The organism is Chromobacterium alkanivorans, from assembly GCF_016937655.1.
Classification (GTDB): Bacteria; Pseudomonadota; Gammaproteobacteria; order Burkholderiales; family Chromobacteriaceae; genus Chromobacterium; species Chromobacterium alkanivorans.
Genome location: NZ_JAFHKL010000003.1, coordinates 358,701 through 372,845, shown reverse-complemented (window position 1 = coordinate 372,845; position 14,145 = coordinate 358,701). Strand labels below are relative to the sequence as shown.

Here is a 14,145-nt window from a genome sequence, read left to right as displayed (position 1 = left end):
GGCCTCAGCCCAGCGCCTCGAAGCGCTCGCCGACGAACACCCGGCTGGGGTTGCCGCGCGCCACCTGATGGTGCAGCAAGCGCCGCGCCGCGCGCGCGCCGGCCAGGTCCCGCTCCGCCAGCTGTTCCAGCTTCAGCGCGATCAGGCGCAGCGCCAGCCGCTTATTGGCGTGCTGGCTGCGTTCCGACTGCACCTTGACGCTGATCCCGCTGGCCAGGTGCGTGGCGCGCACCGCTGATTCGGTGCGGTTGACGTGTTGGCCGCCGGGGCCGGAAGCGCGCAGGGTTTCGAAGCGGATTTCACCGGCCAGTTCGGCGGCCGGCTCCGGGCAGCGCGCCACGCCGATGAACCAGTTTTTGCGCGGGTGGCGCGGCCGGTAAGGGCTGGCCGCCCGCCATTGCAGCGTGCCGGTCCATCGTGTGGCCAGCGCCTCGGCGGCTTCGCCCTCCAGGCTTAGCAGCGCCGAGCGCAGCGTGCCCGGCCGTGGGCCGTCTTCCCGCTCCAGCAGTTCCAGCCGCGCGCCTTGCGCCTCGGCTTCCGCCTGCAAGCGCGTCAGCGCCTTGGCCACCGCCAGGCAGCACTCCTCCGGTCCCTGAGCGGCGGAAAATTGCAACAGAATCATCAGCAGCACTCCCCGCGGGTTTTATAGGTCAGCACCGGCGCCAACCGCGCCAGCGGCCTCACCAGGCCGGCCTGGACCAGGGTGTCGACAATGCTGTCCACCGGCTTGTAAGCCTCTGGCGCTTCTTCGTAGATCAACTGGCGGTCCTGGCAGATCACCTGGCCGCCCAAGCGGGTGCGCGCCAGCTGCGCCGGGCTGAAGCGCCGCGACAGCCGGTCCTTGCACTCGCTGCGCATCCATTTGCGGCCGGCGCCATGCGCCAGCGACAACAGGCTCAGCTCGCTGGGCAGCGGCTCCACCAGATAAGTGAAATCCCCGCGCGAACCGGGAATCGCCACCAGGCCGGCATCCGCCGGCGTGGCGCCCTTGCGGTGCAGCCAGCCGTCGACGCCGCCGATGCGCGCCGGCGACACCAGGTTGTGGTTGACGTCCAGCAGCGCTTCGCCGTCGGCGCGCAGCCGCTCCAGCATGCGCCGCGCAATCAGCAGCCGGTTGGCCTCGGCGAAGCGCAAGCCGGCGTCGTGGCGCGCCAGGTAGGCGGCGAAGTCCGCGCTGTCCTCCGCCAGGCCGGCGTGGCCGTGGCGGTCCACCTGCTCGCGCAGAATGGCCTGGCCCAGGCCGCGGGAACCGCTGTGCACCAGCAGCAACAGCCGCTTTGGGTCCAGCGCCAGCCCGGCGGCGCGTTCGGCGTCGTAAATCCGGTCCACGCGTTGCAGCTCGGCGAAATGATTGCCGCCGCCTATGGTGCCCAGCGCGCTGTCGTAACCGCTGGCCGGCAGCGCCAGCGCCGCCACCCGTTCGCGCCAGTCCTCGTCCAGCGGGCCGTCCAGATTGCCCAGCCGCTTGTCCAGCTTGTCCGCGCTCAATTTGCCTACGGCGAGATCCGTGCGCCACAGCGCCATGCCGCAGCCGATGTCTCCGCCGATCAAGGCCGGATACACGCGGCCGACGGCGAAGAAGGCGGCGCCCACCGGGTAGCCGCGGCCGGGGTGCAGGTCCGGCATGCCGGCCACGCGGGCCATGCCCGGCAGCGCGGCGCTAGTGTGAAGTTGCTGGATCGCGGCGCCCTCGATCCAGGTGTCGTCCGAGGCCAGCAGAGTGACGGTCTCGGACAGGGTTTGCATGCAATTGCCCATGAGTAATCCCACCCAATCCGGCGCGACGGCGGCGGCCTGGCGCAACGAGCGCGCAGGCGCAATGCGGTCCTGAGCCGGAGGGTTCAGTAAAACGGTATTGAAGGAAATGAGTTGGCTAGGGCAGAGCCGGGGCCGGAGGCCATTCGACGCGCGCGGCGGCAATGCCGGGCGCGGGGGAATCGATCAAGCTTGGGCGCGCTCTGCCAGGAAGGATGCTGTATGCCGCATGATGGTCTCCTTGGCTGCGTGATGAAAGAAAGGCCGGCATGGTAACGCAGAAGCCGCGGCGATGCAATACGCATGCGCCGCGGCTGCGCCGTCAGCCGGCGATATGCGCCGCCAGCCCGCTGGCGCCGGCCGCCACCTCCGCGCCCAGCGCGTGGCCGTCCGGGTAATCGCCGCCGTTCTGGCGGCGGAAGGGGATGGGCGCTTCGTCCCACACCCCAAGCAGTCTTTGCCGCCAGGCGTCCTTGGCCGCGTCCATATCGGTGGCGGAAAGACGGTTGGCGTCGTACACCGCGTGTGTGGGCAGCACCGCCATGCCGGGGTAGAACAGGCAGCCGTGTGTCACCGGAAACAACAGTTGCTCCAGCGGCCCGTTGATGCCGCGCGGACCGTAGTCCCGCTCCGGCCCGCCCACCATTGCGGCCAGCATCGCGCGTTTGCCGCTTAGGGCGCCGTCGCCATAGCGCCAGCGGTTGCCCTCGTTGCGGTAGCCATAGGCGAAGCCGTAAGCGTAGACTCGGTCAATCCAGCCCTTGAGCAAGGCGGGCAGGCCGTACCACCACAGCGGAAACAGCATGATCACCAAGTCCGCCGCCAGCAACTTTTGCTGTTCAGCCGCCACGTCGGCGCTCTGCCGGCCATTGGCGTAAGCGTGCTGGGATTCGGAGATCAGGAATAAGCGCTGTGGATTGATCCGGTCCGGGAAATCCTGCGCGTCGGCGCCGGCTTTCCAGCCCATTGCGTAGAGGTCGGACTCCATCACGCCGTAGCCCTGCTGTTGCAAAGTCTGCCGCGCCAGCGCGGCGAATTGGGCGGTTAGCGACGCCGGGTCCGGATGGGCGTGGATGATTAGGGCGTGTTGCTTCATGCGGCCTCCAAGCGTTTAAAGGTGGAAAGCCGTCAGTCTGACGCGCGCTCAACTATTCGTGAAATCACGGTTTTTATTGCTTACTATTCATCAGATGGATACCAAACGACTCGACCTCAATCTGCTGGTAACGCTGGAAGCCTTGCTGGTGGAACAGAACGTGACCCGCGCGGCCGCGCGGCTGAGCTTGAGCCAGCCGGCGGTGAGCGCGCAATTGAACCGCCTGCGCGAGTTGTTTGACGACCCGCTGCTGGTGGCCGTCCACCGCGGCATGTATCCCACGGCCAAGGCGCTGGAAATGTTCGAGCCCTTGCGCAAGGCGCTGAACGAAGTACGCGCCACCGTGGCCGGGCACCAGGATTTTGAACCGGCCAGCGCTGAGCTGACCGTGGCCATCGCCTGCACCGACTACCTGCAAGCCGCGCTGCTGATTCCGCTGGCGCGGGAGCTGCGCAAGAGCGCGCCCGGCGTGCGGGTGGCGGTGCGCAATCTGGACCTGCACCACCTGGAAGCGCAGCTGGAGCAGGGCGATCTGGACCTGGCGCTGCTAACCCCGCCGGCGGCCCCGTCCAAACTGCACAGCTGCCGGCTGTTCGACGAACACTATGTGTTGATTGGCCGCCACGATCACCCGGGCCTGAAGGAAGGCTTGAGCGTGGAAGAATACGTGGCGCTGGACCACGTCATCGTGTCCTTGGACGGCAACGGCTTCTTCACCCCGGTGGACCGCACGCTGGCGGCGCTGGGCCTGCGCCGCAACGTGGCCTTGTCCGCCGCGTCCTTCCTGTTTGTGCCGGAAATGGTGGCGCAGTCCGACTTTGTCGCGCTGGTGCCGCAGCGACTGGTGCAAGACCGCGGCGACGCGCTGAAGCAAGTGGAGTTTCCGCTGCCCACCGAAGGCTTCGAAGTGGGCATGGCCTGGCACGACCGCACCCAGCAACATCCCGGCCAGCGTTGGATGCGGGATTTCATCGTCACCCTGGTTAATGCTCAGGCGGGATCGGCGGCGGATGCGGTGCCTTTGTCTTAAGAGCCGCTGGTAAAACTACAATATTGGGTTGCACAGGTTAGCAGCCCTCTTTTTTATTAAATTTAGGTAGTTTATGTTCAGTAAGTTATTCGGGAAAAAACCGGTCAAAACTATTCAACAGGCTGCGGCGACAATAAAGTTTGCGGGGAGTGTTCAAGGTACAGGGCTTAATGCACTTCGTATTGAAATTGCTAAACGACTATTGGGCATTGGCCTCAAAAACGGGTATTTGGCCAAGTTGCAATATGCGCATGAAGAGCAGCAGCGTATTTGTTTGGTACTTGATGCGCCAGGCAAGTCTGACAGCCAAAGACCAGAAGTTGCGGCTGCCTTCTCCGGAGTCATCCCGATGGACATCGTTTTTTTCGATGCCATTCCAAATGAGATATTGCAAGAAATAACATCTTCTTGTCCTCCAATTCTATTGTCGGAAACCAAGCTTTTTGAATGTCCCATCGTGGTGGGAAGGGGGACGAACCTTGACATGCCCGCGGAATGGAAGGCAGCCATCGTGTGTTTTTTCGTGGCGGCTCAAGACTACCAAGAGGCTCTGAGCGTGGCTGTGGAGCAGTTACGGTCTGAGGGCTACGAGTTCAAGTCGGTATATGAGGGCAAGGTTCATCTCGTGGATGCCAGCCAGTGGTGGACTGGCTATGTGATGGAGAAATGGAGCAAATACGCGGATGGCTTCCCCTCTCAGCTGGAAGTTGAGGCGATGGTTGCAACGGGTGCTTACTTCAAAGGCCCGGTTTTAGGTTGGGAGGTTGAGGCCGAAATGTAGGCCTGCCACCAACAGGACAGCCCAATAGCGATGCTTAGGCTGCTAGTACGTCAAATGGTGTGTTGGCGAGTGACTTGCAGCCATTCGGCTCCTAAAGACCCCGCCGGCTTGACGCCCTCCCGCTCCTCCCCAACAATAGCCCCCGCGCCGCAGCAATCGCGGCGCTCGGGATTGGTCTCCCGAGTATGAGCTACTGCCGCGGATGCGCTGTTTCCACAGCGTATCCGTTGCCATTGCTTTGCCTATTCGGGCGGGCCGTGGCAAGTGGCGCCCTCGCGGGCGCGCCGGCTTTCGCAGTAGCTCACCGGTAGACCAACTCTTGTCATGTGCCCGCCCTGCCGCCTTGCGGCCGGGCCCTTCTGCTCAGGAGGCTGCAAATGGTAAAGCTAGTCCGTCCGGTGCTAGGCATCGAACTCACTTCGTCCGCTACTGAAACCCAAGACGTTCATCAGGACGCCTCTCCACTCCCGCCGCTAGGTCCACGCTCGCGCTACCGGTTTGCCGGCCCCCACGCCAAAGACCTCAGCCTGCCCTTCATCCGCCGCATTGCTGGCCGCACCTATCCACATTACTGGCAGCCGGCCGAGCCTAAGGATGAGTTTGAAGCCTGCGCCTTGGGCCGCCAGTACGCCGCCCATCTGGCACAGATGCTGAAACTCAACCGCCAGCACTCCGGGCGCGGGCTGCTGTTCCGCATCGCCAGCGATATGGATTTCCGCGACCGCAGCCACCGCCGCAGCATGTGCAAAAGCTTCTTCAACTATCTGGAGGTGCTGCTGAACTTGGGGGCGCAACAGGTGGACCTGGCGCAGCACGTGGAGGCGATGCAACGCTTCCATCTCAGCCTGGACGAGCTGGAAACCTTGCACCGGAAGCCGAGGCGGAAGAAGAGGAGCTAAGCTGGTAAGGACAGCCGGCCCCTTCGGGGCTGGCTGTTGAGGGAGGGTTGCTCCGGAAAACAGCCACATTCGTATCCAGCAAAGCAGGGGTGTTTCGGTTGACACTCCCTCGCTGAACTGAGAACCTTCCCGCTTCCATTTTTTTGTTATTGCTCGCCATGAAAATCACCGCCAACACCGCCGTTACCCTGCGCATGAAAGTTACCGACAGCCAGGGCCTGGTTTACGACGATGGCAAGAAGCCCGTCTCCTACCTGCACGGCGATTACGACAACCTGTTCGCCAAGCTGGAAGCCGCGCTGGAAGGCCAGGAATCGGGTTTTCAAACCACGCTGGAACTGGCCACCGAAGACACCTTCGGCGCCCGCGACGAAGCCCTGGTCACCACCATGCCCAAGGCGGACTTCCCGCCCGGCGTGAAGGTGGGCGGCCAAATCCAGCGCATCGGCCCGGATGGCGAGCCGCGTTACTACTTCGTCACCAAGATCAAAGGCCCCACGGTATTGTTGGACGGCAACCACCCGCTGTGCGGCAAAGCCCTGCGCTTTGTCGTCAAAGTGGTGGACGTGCGCGCGGCCACGGCTGAGGAAATCGCTCACCAGCATGTGCACGGCGAGCACGGGCATCAGCACTGATAGCACCGGCCTCACATAAACAAAGCCCTCCCGATCTGGGAGGGCTTTTTTTTGTCTGGAGGCCACTATGCTTAGTGCCTGATTTGTTTGTCATTTATATTGCCGCGCTTGCATTACTGCTCAGAGAGCATCCTATTTGCAGTTGTTCACCGGATTGGGGGATGAGAACAACTATTACATGGGCAACTTCCAATCCGATGCATAGTTTCGAAACCTAGGAGACTCAGTTTTAGGGGCGAGGTAGCACGTACTGTCAATCCTGAATTTCGAAGCCATCATATCTCGAAGGCTCCCAAGCCGTTCTACTGCTGTTAGTTCGCCTGTAATGTTTTTGTATAAATTTGAAAAGCATGACGAATTGTTGGCCTGAATGAATTCAGGGAGTGGTATTTTGAAGTTAAACTCGGGAAATTGAGGTAGACTTTTTACTGCGGCGATCGAGTTGTAGACTTTTATAAGGAAGCTTCCTTGAATTCCCTGATCTGTATTAATGCCATATTGCCGTTTTAAGTTTTTAGCGGCTTTATCAATTTCCTTTTTCCATTTCTCGATAGACTTGTTGGCACGGGCTATGCCCGATTCATCGTAAGAAATTCGAATTTTTCGTAAGAGTTCTCGTATCTCTTGGAAGTCATGAGTGTCCCTGAGGTCTCGTGCTGATTGAATGATTTGAGAAACATTACCGGTCTGAGCAGTAAGCCATGCGGAGAAAATAGGGAGTTCAATTGAAATGGCTGCTGTTCGTCCGTTGTCTATGACTTCGGAGATTGAGGTGGACAGATTTTTTGAAAGGGATTCGACTAGTTTTGCTGTGAAGTCGTGTCCATAGGCGCCCGTTTTTCTCATCCAGTGAATCTGATATGCATGCCGAATTGGATGTAGAAAAGTGTCTGCTTTAAAATGTTTTGCAGCAAGACTGTAATAGATTGATTTGTAGGAGATCCAATTTAGGGATGCGATAAACATATCCAGTGCTCGAGTTGTACCTCCGAAGCCACGGTTTTTTTCTATCGCTGCTCGTCTCATTTCTTCTTGAGAGTGGATGTGGCCATCGGAGCCGATTAATGTAATGTCTTTATTCCATCGTCCACGAGTTTCGTTTACGTCGGATAGTTCGTTGAAAATTGCAGAACTAATTTCGCTGTACTTTTGAAACTCTTGTGTATTTGGTTCGCCGAGCATCTTCATCGTCAAGTAGTAGACGCTTGAGCGAAGATCCCAAGTGCAAATCATATTCATCTTCAATAGGTTAAGAAATTCACGAAAATCATTGTCAACAAATTCTCCGCCCCTAATTTCAGGACGTACATTTTTTGCTTCAGATATGGTTTTAGTCTCAAGTGCCTTAAGATCAAAGTCTTTTGGTGAAAGAAATTCAATAAAATTAAAAATGTTCTTTCGTGTTTGCACATGTTCTGGCTTGTAGTTGTCAATGCAAATTAATTTGTCGTAGAATAGAATTGCATGTAAAAAATTTTCGAGAGCCACAAGATCGCCATTGATGGTATCTGGATTCTGAACTGTGATCTGACCCATAACTCGTTGCACTGCAGTCAGTGAGGCGTTGTCGATTAAAGCATAAGACATGTTGACTCCCTGTGGTTTTAGTATGAAGTTGATCGGCGGGCTTTGGGGGGCTTGCTAGGTTATAGTGCTATGCATTTATATATTAGAAAGATTTTCCCCGATTTCATGAATTGCAGCGCGCAATACCTGCAAACAAATTTTTGCTGTATGTTCCCGAGGGGAAAATCCAGAACTCAATTGCTCAAACGGATGTATGTAGTTGCGAAAATCTCTAAGCGAGTGGCTGAATTTGTGTGTGTCGTGTTGTATCAAATTAAGTTCTTTTGCAACATCAATAAGGCTGCTAAGGCTCCACTCATAAAATGGCTTAACTTTTGAATGGCTATCTTTGGGTGATGATTTGGTAGAATTAAATTGTCTTGGGTGTTGAATGGCTACTCCAAGGAGAATGCCTTCAAGCGCACTTCCAGCTAGAAGTATTACGGCTAGCGGGGAGCCAGAATTGAAACATTTTTCTATTTCCTTAATCCTGTGTTGAAGTACGTTAGTAATGGCATTTTCTAGATGGAGAGCTGTTAGTTCAATGTCTGTGAATTCACGACTTAAAAATTCATTTTCTAAATCTTTAGGCTTGTTATTGTTGACTTCAATTTTTTCTAACCTTTGAAAGGTAATGTCGGCCTCTCGTCGAATAATCTTCCACTTGTCGAAGGCTAGATATTGATTGAATTCATTAATTAAGAGGTCTAGTGCATGAATTCTATCGACAAAATTGACAGGGGCGAAGGTGTTTTTAATGCACTGATCAAGGGTTGGGGTTCCATTTATTTTAGTTAAACGGTCTTCGGTGAAAATCCATCGTGAAGGAAAGCCTTGCCCGTAAGTATCATTAAAACCTAGATCGTTAAAGAATTTTACTAGCTTTGTGCCAGATCGATATTCTGATTTTTCATTAATTATTTCTCGAAGAAATTCTAGGGTTTTTTTGCTGAGAATCATAGGTTGGCTGCCCGTGATAAGAAGTGTGTAATGAGATAAGGAGACCGAAAGATATCTAATATTTTTTTAGAGTACAGTTGTATTGTGTCAATATTGTTGATGTATGCGTGCTAATGTGATTTGGTTATTATCAATAGAAGGCGGTATGATATTCATTGGCTTGTGTAAGTGTTTAGGCTGCTTGTAGTGATTTTTGCTCTACCTATTTTAGATGAATAGTCAAGCCAAAGTGATGCCAGGTTCGATTGAGTTTTTAATTTGGTACATAAGCGTCGGCATTGGTCATACGGTTAAAAAAATAGCATCTGTCGGTTATAAGTCCATTACCACTCCCTCCAATCATCCCCCCGCCGCCACCTTCTCCAAACTCGGCAAAGTATGGGTATACAGCTTGGCCAAATCCTTGGGGCTGGCGATGGTTTCAAAGTGCTCCATCTTGATGGCCAGGAATTGCCCATTACTGCCATCGCGCACTTCGCCCACTTCCAGCGCTTTCAGCGCGCTGATCCAGTACCAGTTCTGGCCCAAGTTTTGTTTATCGCAATAGGCGTACCACAGCGGCAGGCGGAATAGCCGCTCAAAGGTGAGCGCCTTTTTGAGTTCTTCCTCCAGGCTGAGGGTGAGTTCGCCGCGCGATGGGGTGTAGTTCTTGGCGTCGATGGCGATCATGCCCAGCGAGGGCAGCAGGAGCAGAAAGTCCGGCCGTTTGGCCGTGCCATGGAATAGGGTGGCAAAGCTGTTTTTGCTCTGGCAGATGCCCACATAGGCCAGCTTGTGCTGCTTGAACCAGGCGTTGAGCGCTTTCTCGCCCTCATGCCCCTTTTTCTCTGCTGAGCTAGGGGCGGGCTGGGCTGGGGCGGAGGGCTGAGCTGTGACTGGCGGCAGGCTAGGCGCGGAAGTTTGCGCGCTTGTTGGGCTAGCGGGCTGGATAGGCGTTATGGCTTGCGGCGGTGTTGGCGCGGCGCTTGGCTGTGGAGCGGGAACTGCTGCCGGTGTGCTTGCTTGTTGTGGGGGACGATTCTTGAAAATATTTGCGAAGGTGAATGCCATGGTGTCGTTTGAACTGGTGATTTAGAAGAGGATGAGGGCGGCTAGCCGGTTAGCCGCGCCTGATCCGCCTGAGAAGCCGCGTCGCGGTCGCTGAACAGGCCCAGGCGCACCAGGCGGGCGAGGATGGCGCCGCGGCTGCGGCCCAGTTGCTTGGCGATGGCCTGGCTGTCCGGCTGGGCCGGGCTGTGCCATAGGGTTTTCAGTTGCTGGTCGTCGGCCACGGTCCAGGCCGCGCCTTGCTTGTCTGCGGCGGGCGGCGCGGCGGGTTTGGCCGGCGGCGCTTCCGTGGCGGCGGGCACGTCCCAGAGTGGCGGCAGGTCCAGCGCTTGCATGCGGGCGTTGTCGGCCTGCATCGCCGCTTGCTGGTGCTCGTACAGGCCTAGGCGGACCAGCCGGGAGACGATGGCCAGCGGGCTGCGGCCCAGTTTTTCCGATAGTTGGCGCACCGGTGCGGGGGAGGCTTCCCACAGCAAAGCTAAGCGGTTGTCTTCGGCTATGCTCCAGCGCTGGCCCTGGCGCGCGCCGCCGGGGGCCGGCTGAGGTTCGGGCGCGGTGGGCGGGTCTGCTGCGTGTTGTTTGGCGACGCGCTTGAGCTGCTCGTAATACAGTGCGCGCGCCTTGTCCAGTGCCGGGTCCTTGGGGGTGCCCAGCGGGTCGCGCCGGCCGGCCGGGTCTACGCCCAGGACCAGTTGTTCGACGATTTCGAGTTCTCTCATAGGGATGCCCGGAGCCGGTCTCGCATTGCTTGCGGGGCGGGTGCCGCCGTGGATAGGCCATGTTATCGCCGCGGCCGGGTTCTATGCAAATTGAGTTTGCGGCGCGCGGCCCGGGGCCGGGCCGGCGCACACTTTAAGCCTCGATTTCTATCAAGGTGGGATTGGCGGCGGCGGCGGCCTGTTCCAGCGCCTGGCGCAGCAGCGGTTCCGGGGTGCCCAGCGCCAGGGTTTCGGCGCGCCAGCCGTAGGCGCGGGCCAGCGCCGGGAAGTCCGGGGTGTAGAGGTCCACGCCCAGCGGTTCCATCTTGGAGGCGCGCATCGCGCTTTTGATTTCGCCGTAGCCGCGGTTGTTAAGCAGCAGCACGATCAGGTGGGCGCGGGTTTCCATCGCGGTGCCCATTTCCGCCAGGGTGAACTGGAAGCCGCCGTCGCCGGCCAGGCACAGCACCGGCCGCTCCGGTTCGGCCAGCGCGGCGCCGATGGCGGCGGGCAGGCCGTAGCCCAGCGCGCCGAAGCCCACGGAGGCGTTGAACCAGCTGTTGCCGCGCGGCGCGCAAAAGCCGAGGTTGCCGGCGTAGACCAGGCGGGTGGAGTCTCCCACCCAGCGCGCTTGCGGCAGGATGTCGCGCACGCGGTGCAGCCAGGCCAGGTCGGCGGCGTTTTCCGGTTCCATTTCGGCGGCGGCCAGGCGGCGGGTGGCGTCGGCGCGCTCCGCGCCCTGGCGGTGGGCGGTGGTGATCCGCGGTATCAGCAGTTGCAGGGTTTCTTTGGCGTCGCCCAGCAGTGGTAGATCCGCGCCGCGGCCGCGGCAGAGTTGTTCCGGGTCGATGTCGATGCGGATCAGCGCGCCGGGCAGGCGGAAGCCGCCGTCCACGTACATGTCGAAATCGGTGGGCCCCAGTTCGCAGCCCACGGCCAGCACCACGTCGCTGGCGGCAATCAGGCGGCGAGCGGCCGGCAGCGAGGGGCTGCAGGACAGCGCCAGCGGGTGGCCGTCCGGCAGCGCGCCGCGCGCGTTGATGGTCATCAGCGCCGGCGCGTCCAGCATTTCCGCCAGCCGGGTTAGTTGCGGCGCGGCCTGGCGCGCGCCGCCGCCTATCAGCAGCAGCGGCCGCTCCGCGCTGGACAGCAGGCGGGCGGCGCGGTCGATGGCGGCGGGGGCGGCCGGCCCGCGCAGCAGCCGCATCGCCGGCGCTTGCGGCGGCGGCAGGCCGTCGGCGGGCGCGGCCATCAGGTCCAGCGGGATTTCGATGTGCACCGGGCGCGGGCGGCCGCCGTCGAACACGGCGAAGGCGCGCGCCAGCACTTGCGGCAGTTCCGCCGCCGCGGTCAGGGTGTGGCTGAAGGCGGCGATCTGGCTGGCCAGCGCGTGCTGGTTCGGCAGTTCGTGCAGGTGGCCGTCGCCGGAGCCCAGTTTTCCGCGCGCGTTGACGCCGGAGATCACCAGTAGCGGGATGGAGTCGGCGTAGGCCTGGCCCATGGCGGTGGCGATATTGGTGAGGCCGGGGCCGGTGATGACGAAGCAGACGCCGGGCTTGCCGCTGACGCGGGCGTAGCCGTCGGCCATGAAGCCCAGGCTTTGTTCGTGGCGGGCGGCGATGTGGTGGATGCCGCTGTCGGCCAGGCCGCGGTAGAGCTCGATGGTGTGGACGCCGGGGATGCCGAACACGGTGTCGACGCCGTAAGCCGCCAGCCAGGCGGTGAGGTAGCTGCCCAGGGTGGTGCTCATGCGGATTCCTTTTGTCTTGGCGCGGCGGCGCGCAGTTGGCCGGCGAAGCGGGCGATGCGGCGGCAGGCTTCGGCCAGGCGTTCGTCGTCCACCACCAGGCCCAGGCGGATGAATCCGGCGGCGGTGGGGCCGAAGGCGGCGGCGTCCAGCACGGAGACGCCGGTGGCTTCAAACAGCCGCCAGGCGAAATCCCCGGCTTCCAGGCCGCAGCCGCGCACGTCCAGCAGCAGGAACATGCCGGCTTCCGGCAGCGGGCATTGCAGGCCGTCCACGCCGCTGAGCAGGCTGTGGGCCAGGTCGCGCCGCCGTTGGTACAGCGCGCGGACCGGTTCGACGAAGGCGTCGTAGTCTTGCAGCGCCAGCAGCGCGGCTTGCTGAATGAAACCGGGGATGCCGTAGAGCATGCACAGGGCCAGCGTGCCCATGTGCTGGATCAGCGGGCGCGGGCCGGCGGCCCAGCCCAGCCGCCAGCCGGCCATGGCGTGGGATTTGGACAGGCTGCCCAGGGTCAACGTGCGCTCCGCCATGCCGGGCAGCGCGGCGATGCTGTGGTGCGGGGCTTCGAAGCTGAGGCCGGCGTAGACTTCGTCGGCCACCACCCACAGGTCGTGGCGGCGGGCCAGCGCCGCCACTGCGGCCAGTTCGTCCGAGCGCAACGCCGCGCCGGTGGGGTTGCAGGGGGTGGCGAGGAAGATGGCGCGGCTGCGCGGGGTGACAGCGGCTTCCAGCGCGGCCAGGTCCAGGTGGAAGCCGTCGGCAGGTTTGACCGGCACCGGCACCAACGCGGCGCCGCTGGCGCGGATGCTGGCTTCGTAGGTCAGGTACATCGGTTCCGGCACCAGCACTTCGTCGCCGGCCTGGCACAGGCAGAGCGCGGCGGAGAACAGGCCGTTTTGCGCGCCGGCCACCACGATGACGTTGTCGGCGTCCATTTCCAGGCCGGTGGCGGCGGCGTGGCGGCGGGCGATGGCGGCGCGCAGGTCGGCGCGGCCGTCCACCGGGCTGTAGTGGGTGTCGCCGTCGCGCAGCGCGGCCACCGCGCGTTCAATGATGGGGGCTGGGGTGGCGAACTCCGGATCGCCCACGCTGAGGATGATCACGTCCTCGCCGCGGGCGGCGGCTTGTTGCGCCGCAAAGTGGATGTTCCAGGCATCGACGCGTTCGCCGGCGATGCGTTCGACCAGGGGGGAAAAGCGCATGGGGGTCTCCGTAATAATGGGATAGCGCGGTATCAGAAGGCGGTGCGGACCGGCAGTCTCTTCTCCAGCCGCAGAAAGACGCGTTCTATCAGCCAGGCCAGCGCGAAATAGATCAGCGCCACGGTCAGCAGCGGTTCGTAAGTGCGCAGGGTTTGCGCGCGCACCAGGTTGGCCGCGCCCAGCACGTCCATCACCGCCACGGTGGAGGCCAGCGCGGTGGATTTGAGCAGCAGCACGGTTTCGCCGGCCAGGGATGGCAGCAGGATCAGCAGCGCGCGCGGCAGCCAGATGCGCCGCGCCGTGGTCAGCCGCGACATGCCCAGCGCGCGGGCGGCTTCCAGTTCGCCCTTGGGCACGGCGGCCAGGCCGCCGCGCACCACTTCGCCCACATAGCCGGCCACGCTCAACGCCAGCGCCAGCGCCACATACCAGAAGCCTTCGCGCAGGTAAGGCCACAGCAGGCTGTCGCGCAGCGCCGGAAAGCCGGCGAACAGGCTGCCCAGGCCGTAGTAGAGCACGTAGATCTGCACCAGCAGCGGGGTGCCGCGGATCAGGTTGGTGAAGGACAGGCTGAGCCAGGCGAGGAAGGGCTGGCGGGACAGCCGGGCAAAGCCCACCGCCACCGCCAGCGCGAAGCCCAGGCCGCCGGAGAGCAGCAGGAGTTGCACGGTGACGGCGACGCCGCGCCAGAGCATGGGGCCGTAGTCTTGCAGCCATTGGAAGTTCATG

14 protein-coding genes are annotated in these 14,145 nt (G+C 61.0%); 4 read left to right on the top strand and 10 right to left on the bottom strand.

The features are described 5' to 3' along the window. Positions 1–4 precede the first annotated feature (4 nt). The 3 genes from prfH to JW897_RS07485 all read right to left on the bottom strand — a co-directional run bounded on the left by prfH (position 5) and on the right by JW897_RS07485 (position 2,851). Complete coding sequence (gene prfH, locus JW897_RS07495) at positions 5–622, bottom strand: peptide chain release factor H (RefSeq protein WP_205465686.1); 618 nt, start codon at positions 620–622, stop codon at positions 5–7. Then, the gene (locus tag JW897_RS07490; protein ID WP_205465685.1) at positions 622–1,746 is read right to left on the bottom strand and encodes an RNA ligase RtcB family protein; all 1,125 of its coding nucleotides are present in this window, start codon (positions 1,744–1,746) and stop codon (positions 622–624) included. The genes prfH and JW897_RS07490 overlap by 1 nt, the downstream gene beginning before the upstream one ends. Before the next feature lie 331 nt (positions 1,747–2,077). After that, positions 2,078–2,851 (bottom strand): NAD(P)H-dependent oxidoreductase, encoded by a 774-nt coding sequence (locus tag JW897_RS07485; RefSeq protein WP_205465684.1) that lies wholly within the window; start codon positions 2,849–2,851, stop codon positions 2,078–2,080. Between the two features lie 94 nt (positions 2,852–2,945). Here JW897_RS07485 and JW897_RS07480 point away from each other — a divergent pair, with 94 nt between their 5' ends. The 4 genes from JW897_RS07480 to JW897_RS07465 all read left to right on the top strand — a co-directional run bounded on the left by JW897_RS07480 (position 2,946) and on the right by JW897_RS07465 (position 6,196). Beyond that, a complete protein-coding gene (locus tag JW897_RS07480) occupies positions 2,946–3,881 on the top strand; it encodes a LysR family transcriptional regulator (RefSeq protein ID WP_205465683.1) in 936 nt (311 codons plus the stop codon). 73 nt (positions 3,882–3,954) lie between these two features. Beyond that, entirely contained in the window at positions 3,955–4,662 is a 708-nt protein-coding gene (locus tag JW897_RS07475) for a hypothetical protein (protein WP_205465682.1), read from the top strand. A gap of 377 nt (positions 4,663–5,039) precedes the next feature. Continuing rightward, complete coding sequence (locus JW897_RS07470; RefSeq protein ID WP_205465681.1) at positions 5,040–5,561, top strand: hypothetical protein; 522 nt, start codon at positions 5,040–5,042, stop codon at positions 5,559–5,561. A 158-nt stretch (positions 5,562–5,719) separates the two neighbouring features. After that, positions 5,720–6,196, top strand: a complete 477-nt coding sequence (locus tag JW897_RS07465) for an FKBP-type peptidyl-prolyl cis-trans isomerase (RefSeq protein WP_048414654.1) — start codon at positions 5,720–5,722, stop codon at positions 6,194–6,196. Positions 6,197–6,370: 174 nt separating this feature from the next. On the opposite strand, the gene JW897_RS07460 is transcribed toward JW897_RS07465, so the two are convergent. From JW897_RS07460 to JW897_RS07430, 7 genes are all read right to left on the bottom strand, one after another. Then, the gene (locus tag JW897_RS07460; protein WP_205465680.1) at positions 6,371–7,783 is read right to left on the bottom strand and encodes a hypothetical protein; all 1,413 of its coding nucleotides are present in this window, start codon (positions 7,781–7,783) and stop codon (positions 6,371–6,373) included. Between the two features lie 75 nt (positions 7,784–7,858). Beyond that, positions 7,859–8,722 (bottom strand): hypothetical protein, encoded by an 864-nt coding sequence (locus JW897_RS07455; RefSeq protein WP_205465679.1) that lies wholly within the window; start codon positions 8,720–8,722, stop codon positions 7,859–7,861. A gap of 339 nt (positions 8,723–9,061) precedes the next feature. After that, a complete protein-coding gene (locus tag JW897_RS07450) occupies positions 9,062–9,772 on the bottom strand; it encodes a hypothetical protein (protein ID WP_205465678.1) in 711 nt (236 codons plus the stop codon). A gap of 41 nt (positions 9,773–9,813) precedes the next feature. Then, entirely contained in the window at positions 9,814–10,488 is a 675-nt protein-coding gene (locus JW897_RS07445) for a hypothetical protein (protein WP_205465677.1), read from the bottom strand. Between the two features lie 133 nt (positions 10,489–10,621). Then, positions 10,622–12,217 (bottom strand): 5-guanidino-2-oxopentanoate decarboxylase, encoded by a 1,596-nt coding sequence (locus tag JW897_RS07440; protein ID WP_205465676.1) that lies wholly within the window; start codon positions 12,215–12,217, stop codon positions 10,622–10,624. Next, positions 12,214–13,416: a pyridoxal phosphate-dependent aminotransferase gene (locus JW897_RS07435; RefSeq protein ID WP_205465675.1), complete on the bottom strand. Its 1,203-nt coding sequence runs from the start codon at positions 13,414–13,416 to the stop codon at positions 12,214–12,216. The genes JW897_RS07440 and JW897_RS07435 overlap by 4 nt, the downstream gene beginning before the upstream one ends. Before the next feature lie 32 nt (positions 13,417–13,448). Continuing rightward, positions 13,449–14,144, bottom strand: a complete 696-nt coding sequence (locus JW897_RS07430; RefSeq protein ID WP_205465674.1) for an ABC transporter permease — start codon at positions 14,142–14,144, stop codon at positions 13,449–13,451. Position 14,145 lies beyond the last annotated feature (1 nt).

Bases quoted from the DNA above. Each gene is read 5' to 3' on its own strand.
- JW897_RS07450 (WP_205465678.1), bottom strand. From the start codon at position 9,772: ATGGCATTCACCTTCGCAAATATTTTCAAGAATCGTCCCCCACAACAA.
- JW897_RS07455 (WP_205465679.1), bottom strand. From the start codon at position 8,722: ATGATTCTCAGCAAAAAAACCCTAGAATTTCTTCGAGAAATAATTAAT.
- JW897_RS07440 (WP_205465676.1), bottom strand. From the start codon at position 12,217: ATGAGCACCACCCTGGGCAGCTACCTCACCGCCTGGCTGGCGGCTTAC.
- JW897_RS07485 (WP_205465684.1), bottom strand. From the start codon at position 2,851: ATGAAGCAACACGCCCTAATCATCCACGCCCATCCGGACCCGGCGTCG.
- JW897_RS07470 (WP_205465681.1), top strand. From the start codon at position 5,040: ATGGTAAAGCTAGTCCGTCCGGTGCTAGGCATCGAACTCACTTCGTCC.
- JW897_RS07475 (WP_205465682.1), top strand. From the start codon at position 3,955: ATGTTCAGTAAGTTATTCGGGAAAAAACCGGTCAAAACTATTCAACAG.
- JW897_RS07435 (WP_205465675.1), bottom strand. From the start codon at position 13,416: ATGCGCTTTTCCCCCCTGGTCGAACGCATCGCCGGCGAACGCGTCGAT.
- JW897_RS07490 (WP_205465685.1), bottom strand. From the start codon at position 1,746: ATGCAAACCCTGTCCGAGACCGTCACTCTGCTGGCCTCGGACGACACC.
- JW897_RS07430 (WP_205465674.1), bottom strand. From the start codon at position 14,144: ATGAACTTCCAATGGCTGCAAGACTACGGCCCCATGCTCTGGCGCGGC.
- JW897_RS07465 (WP_048414654.1), top strand. From the start codon at position 5,720: ATGAAAATCACCGCCAACACCGCCGTTACCCTGCGCATGAAAGTTACC.
- JW897_RS07460 (WP_205465680.1), bottom strand. From the start codon at position 7,783: ATGTCTTATGCTTTAATCGACAACGCCTCACTGACTGCAGTGCAACGA.
- prfH (WP_205465686.1), bottom strand. From the start codon at position 622: ATGATTCTGTTGCAATTTTCCGCCGCTCAGGGACCGGAGGAGTGCTGC.
- JW897_RS07480 (WP_205465683.1), top strand. From the start codon at position 2,946: ATGGATACCAAACGACTCGACCTCAATCTGCTGGTAACGCTGGAAGCC.
- JW897_RS07445 (WP_205465677.1), bottom strand. From the start codon at position 10,488: ATGAGAGAACTCGAAATCGTCGAACAACTGGTCCTGGGCGTAGACCCG.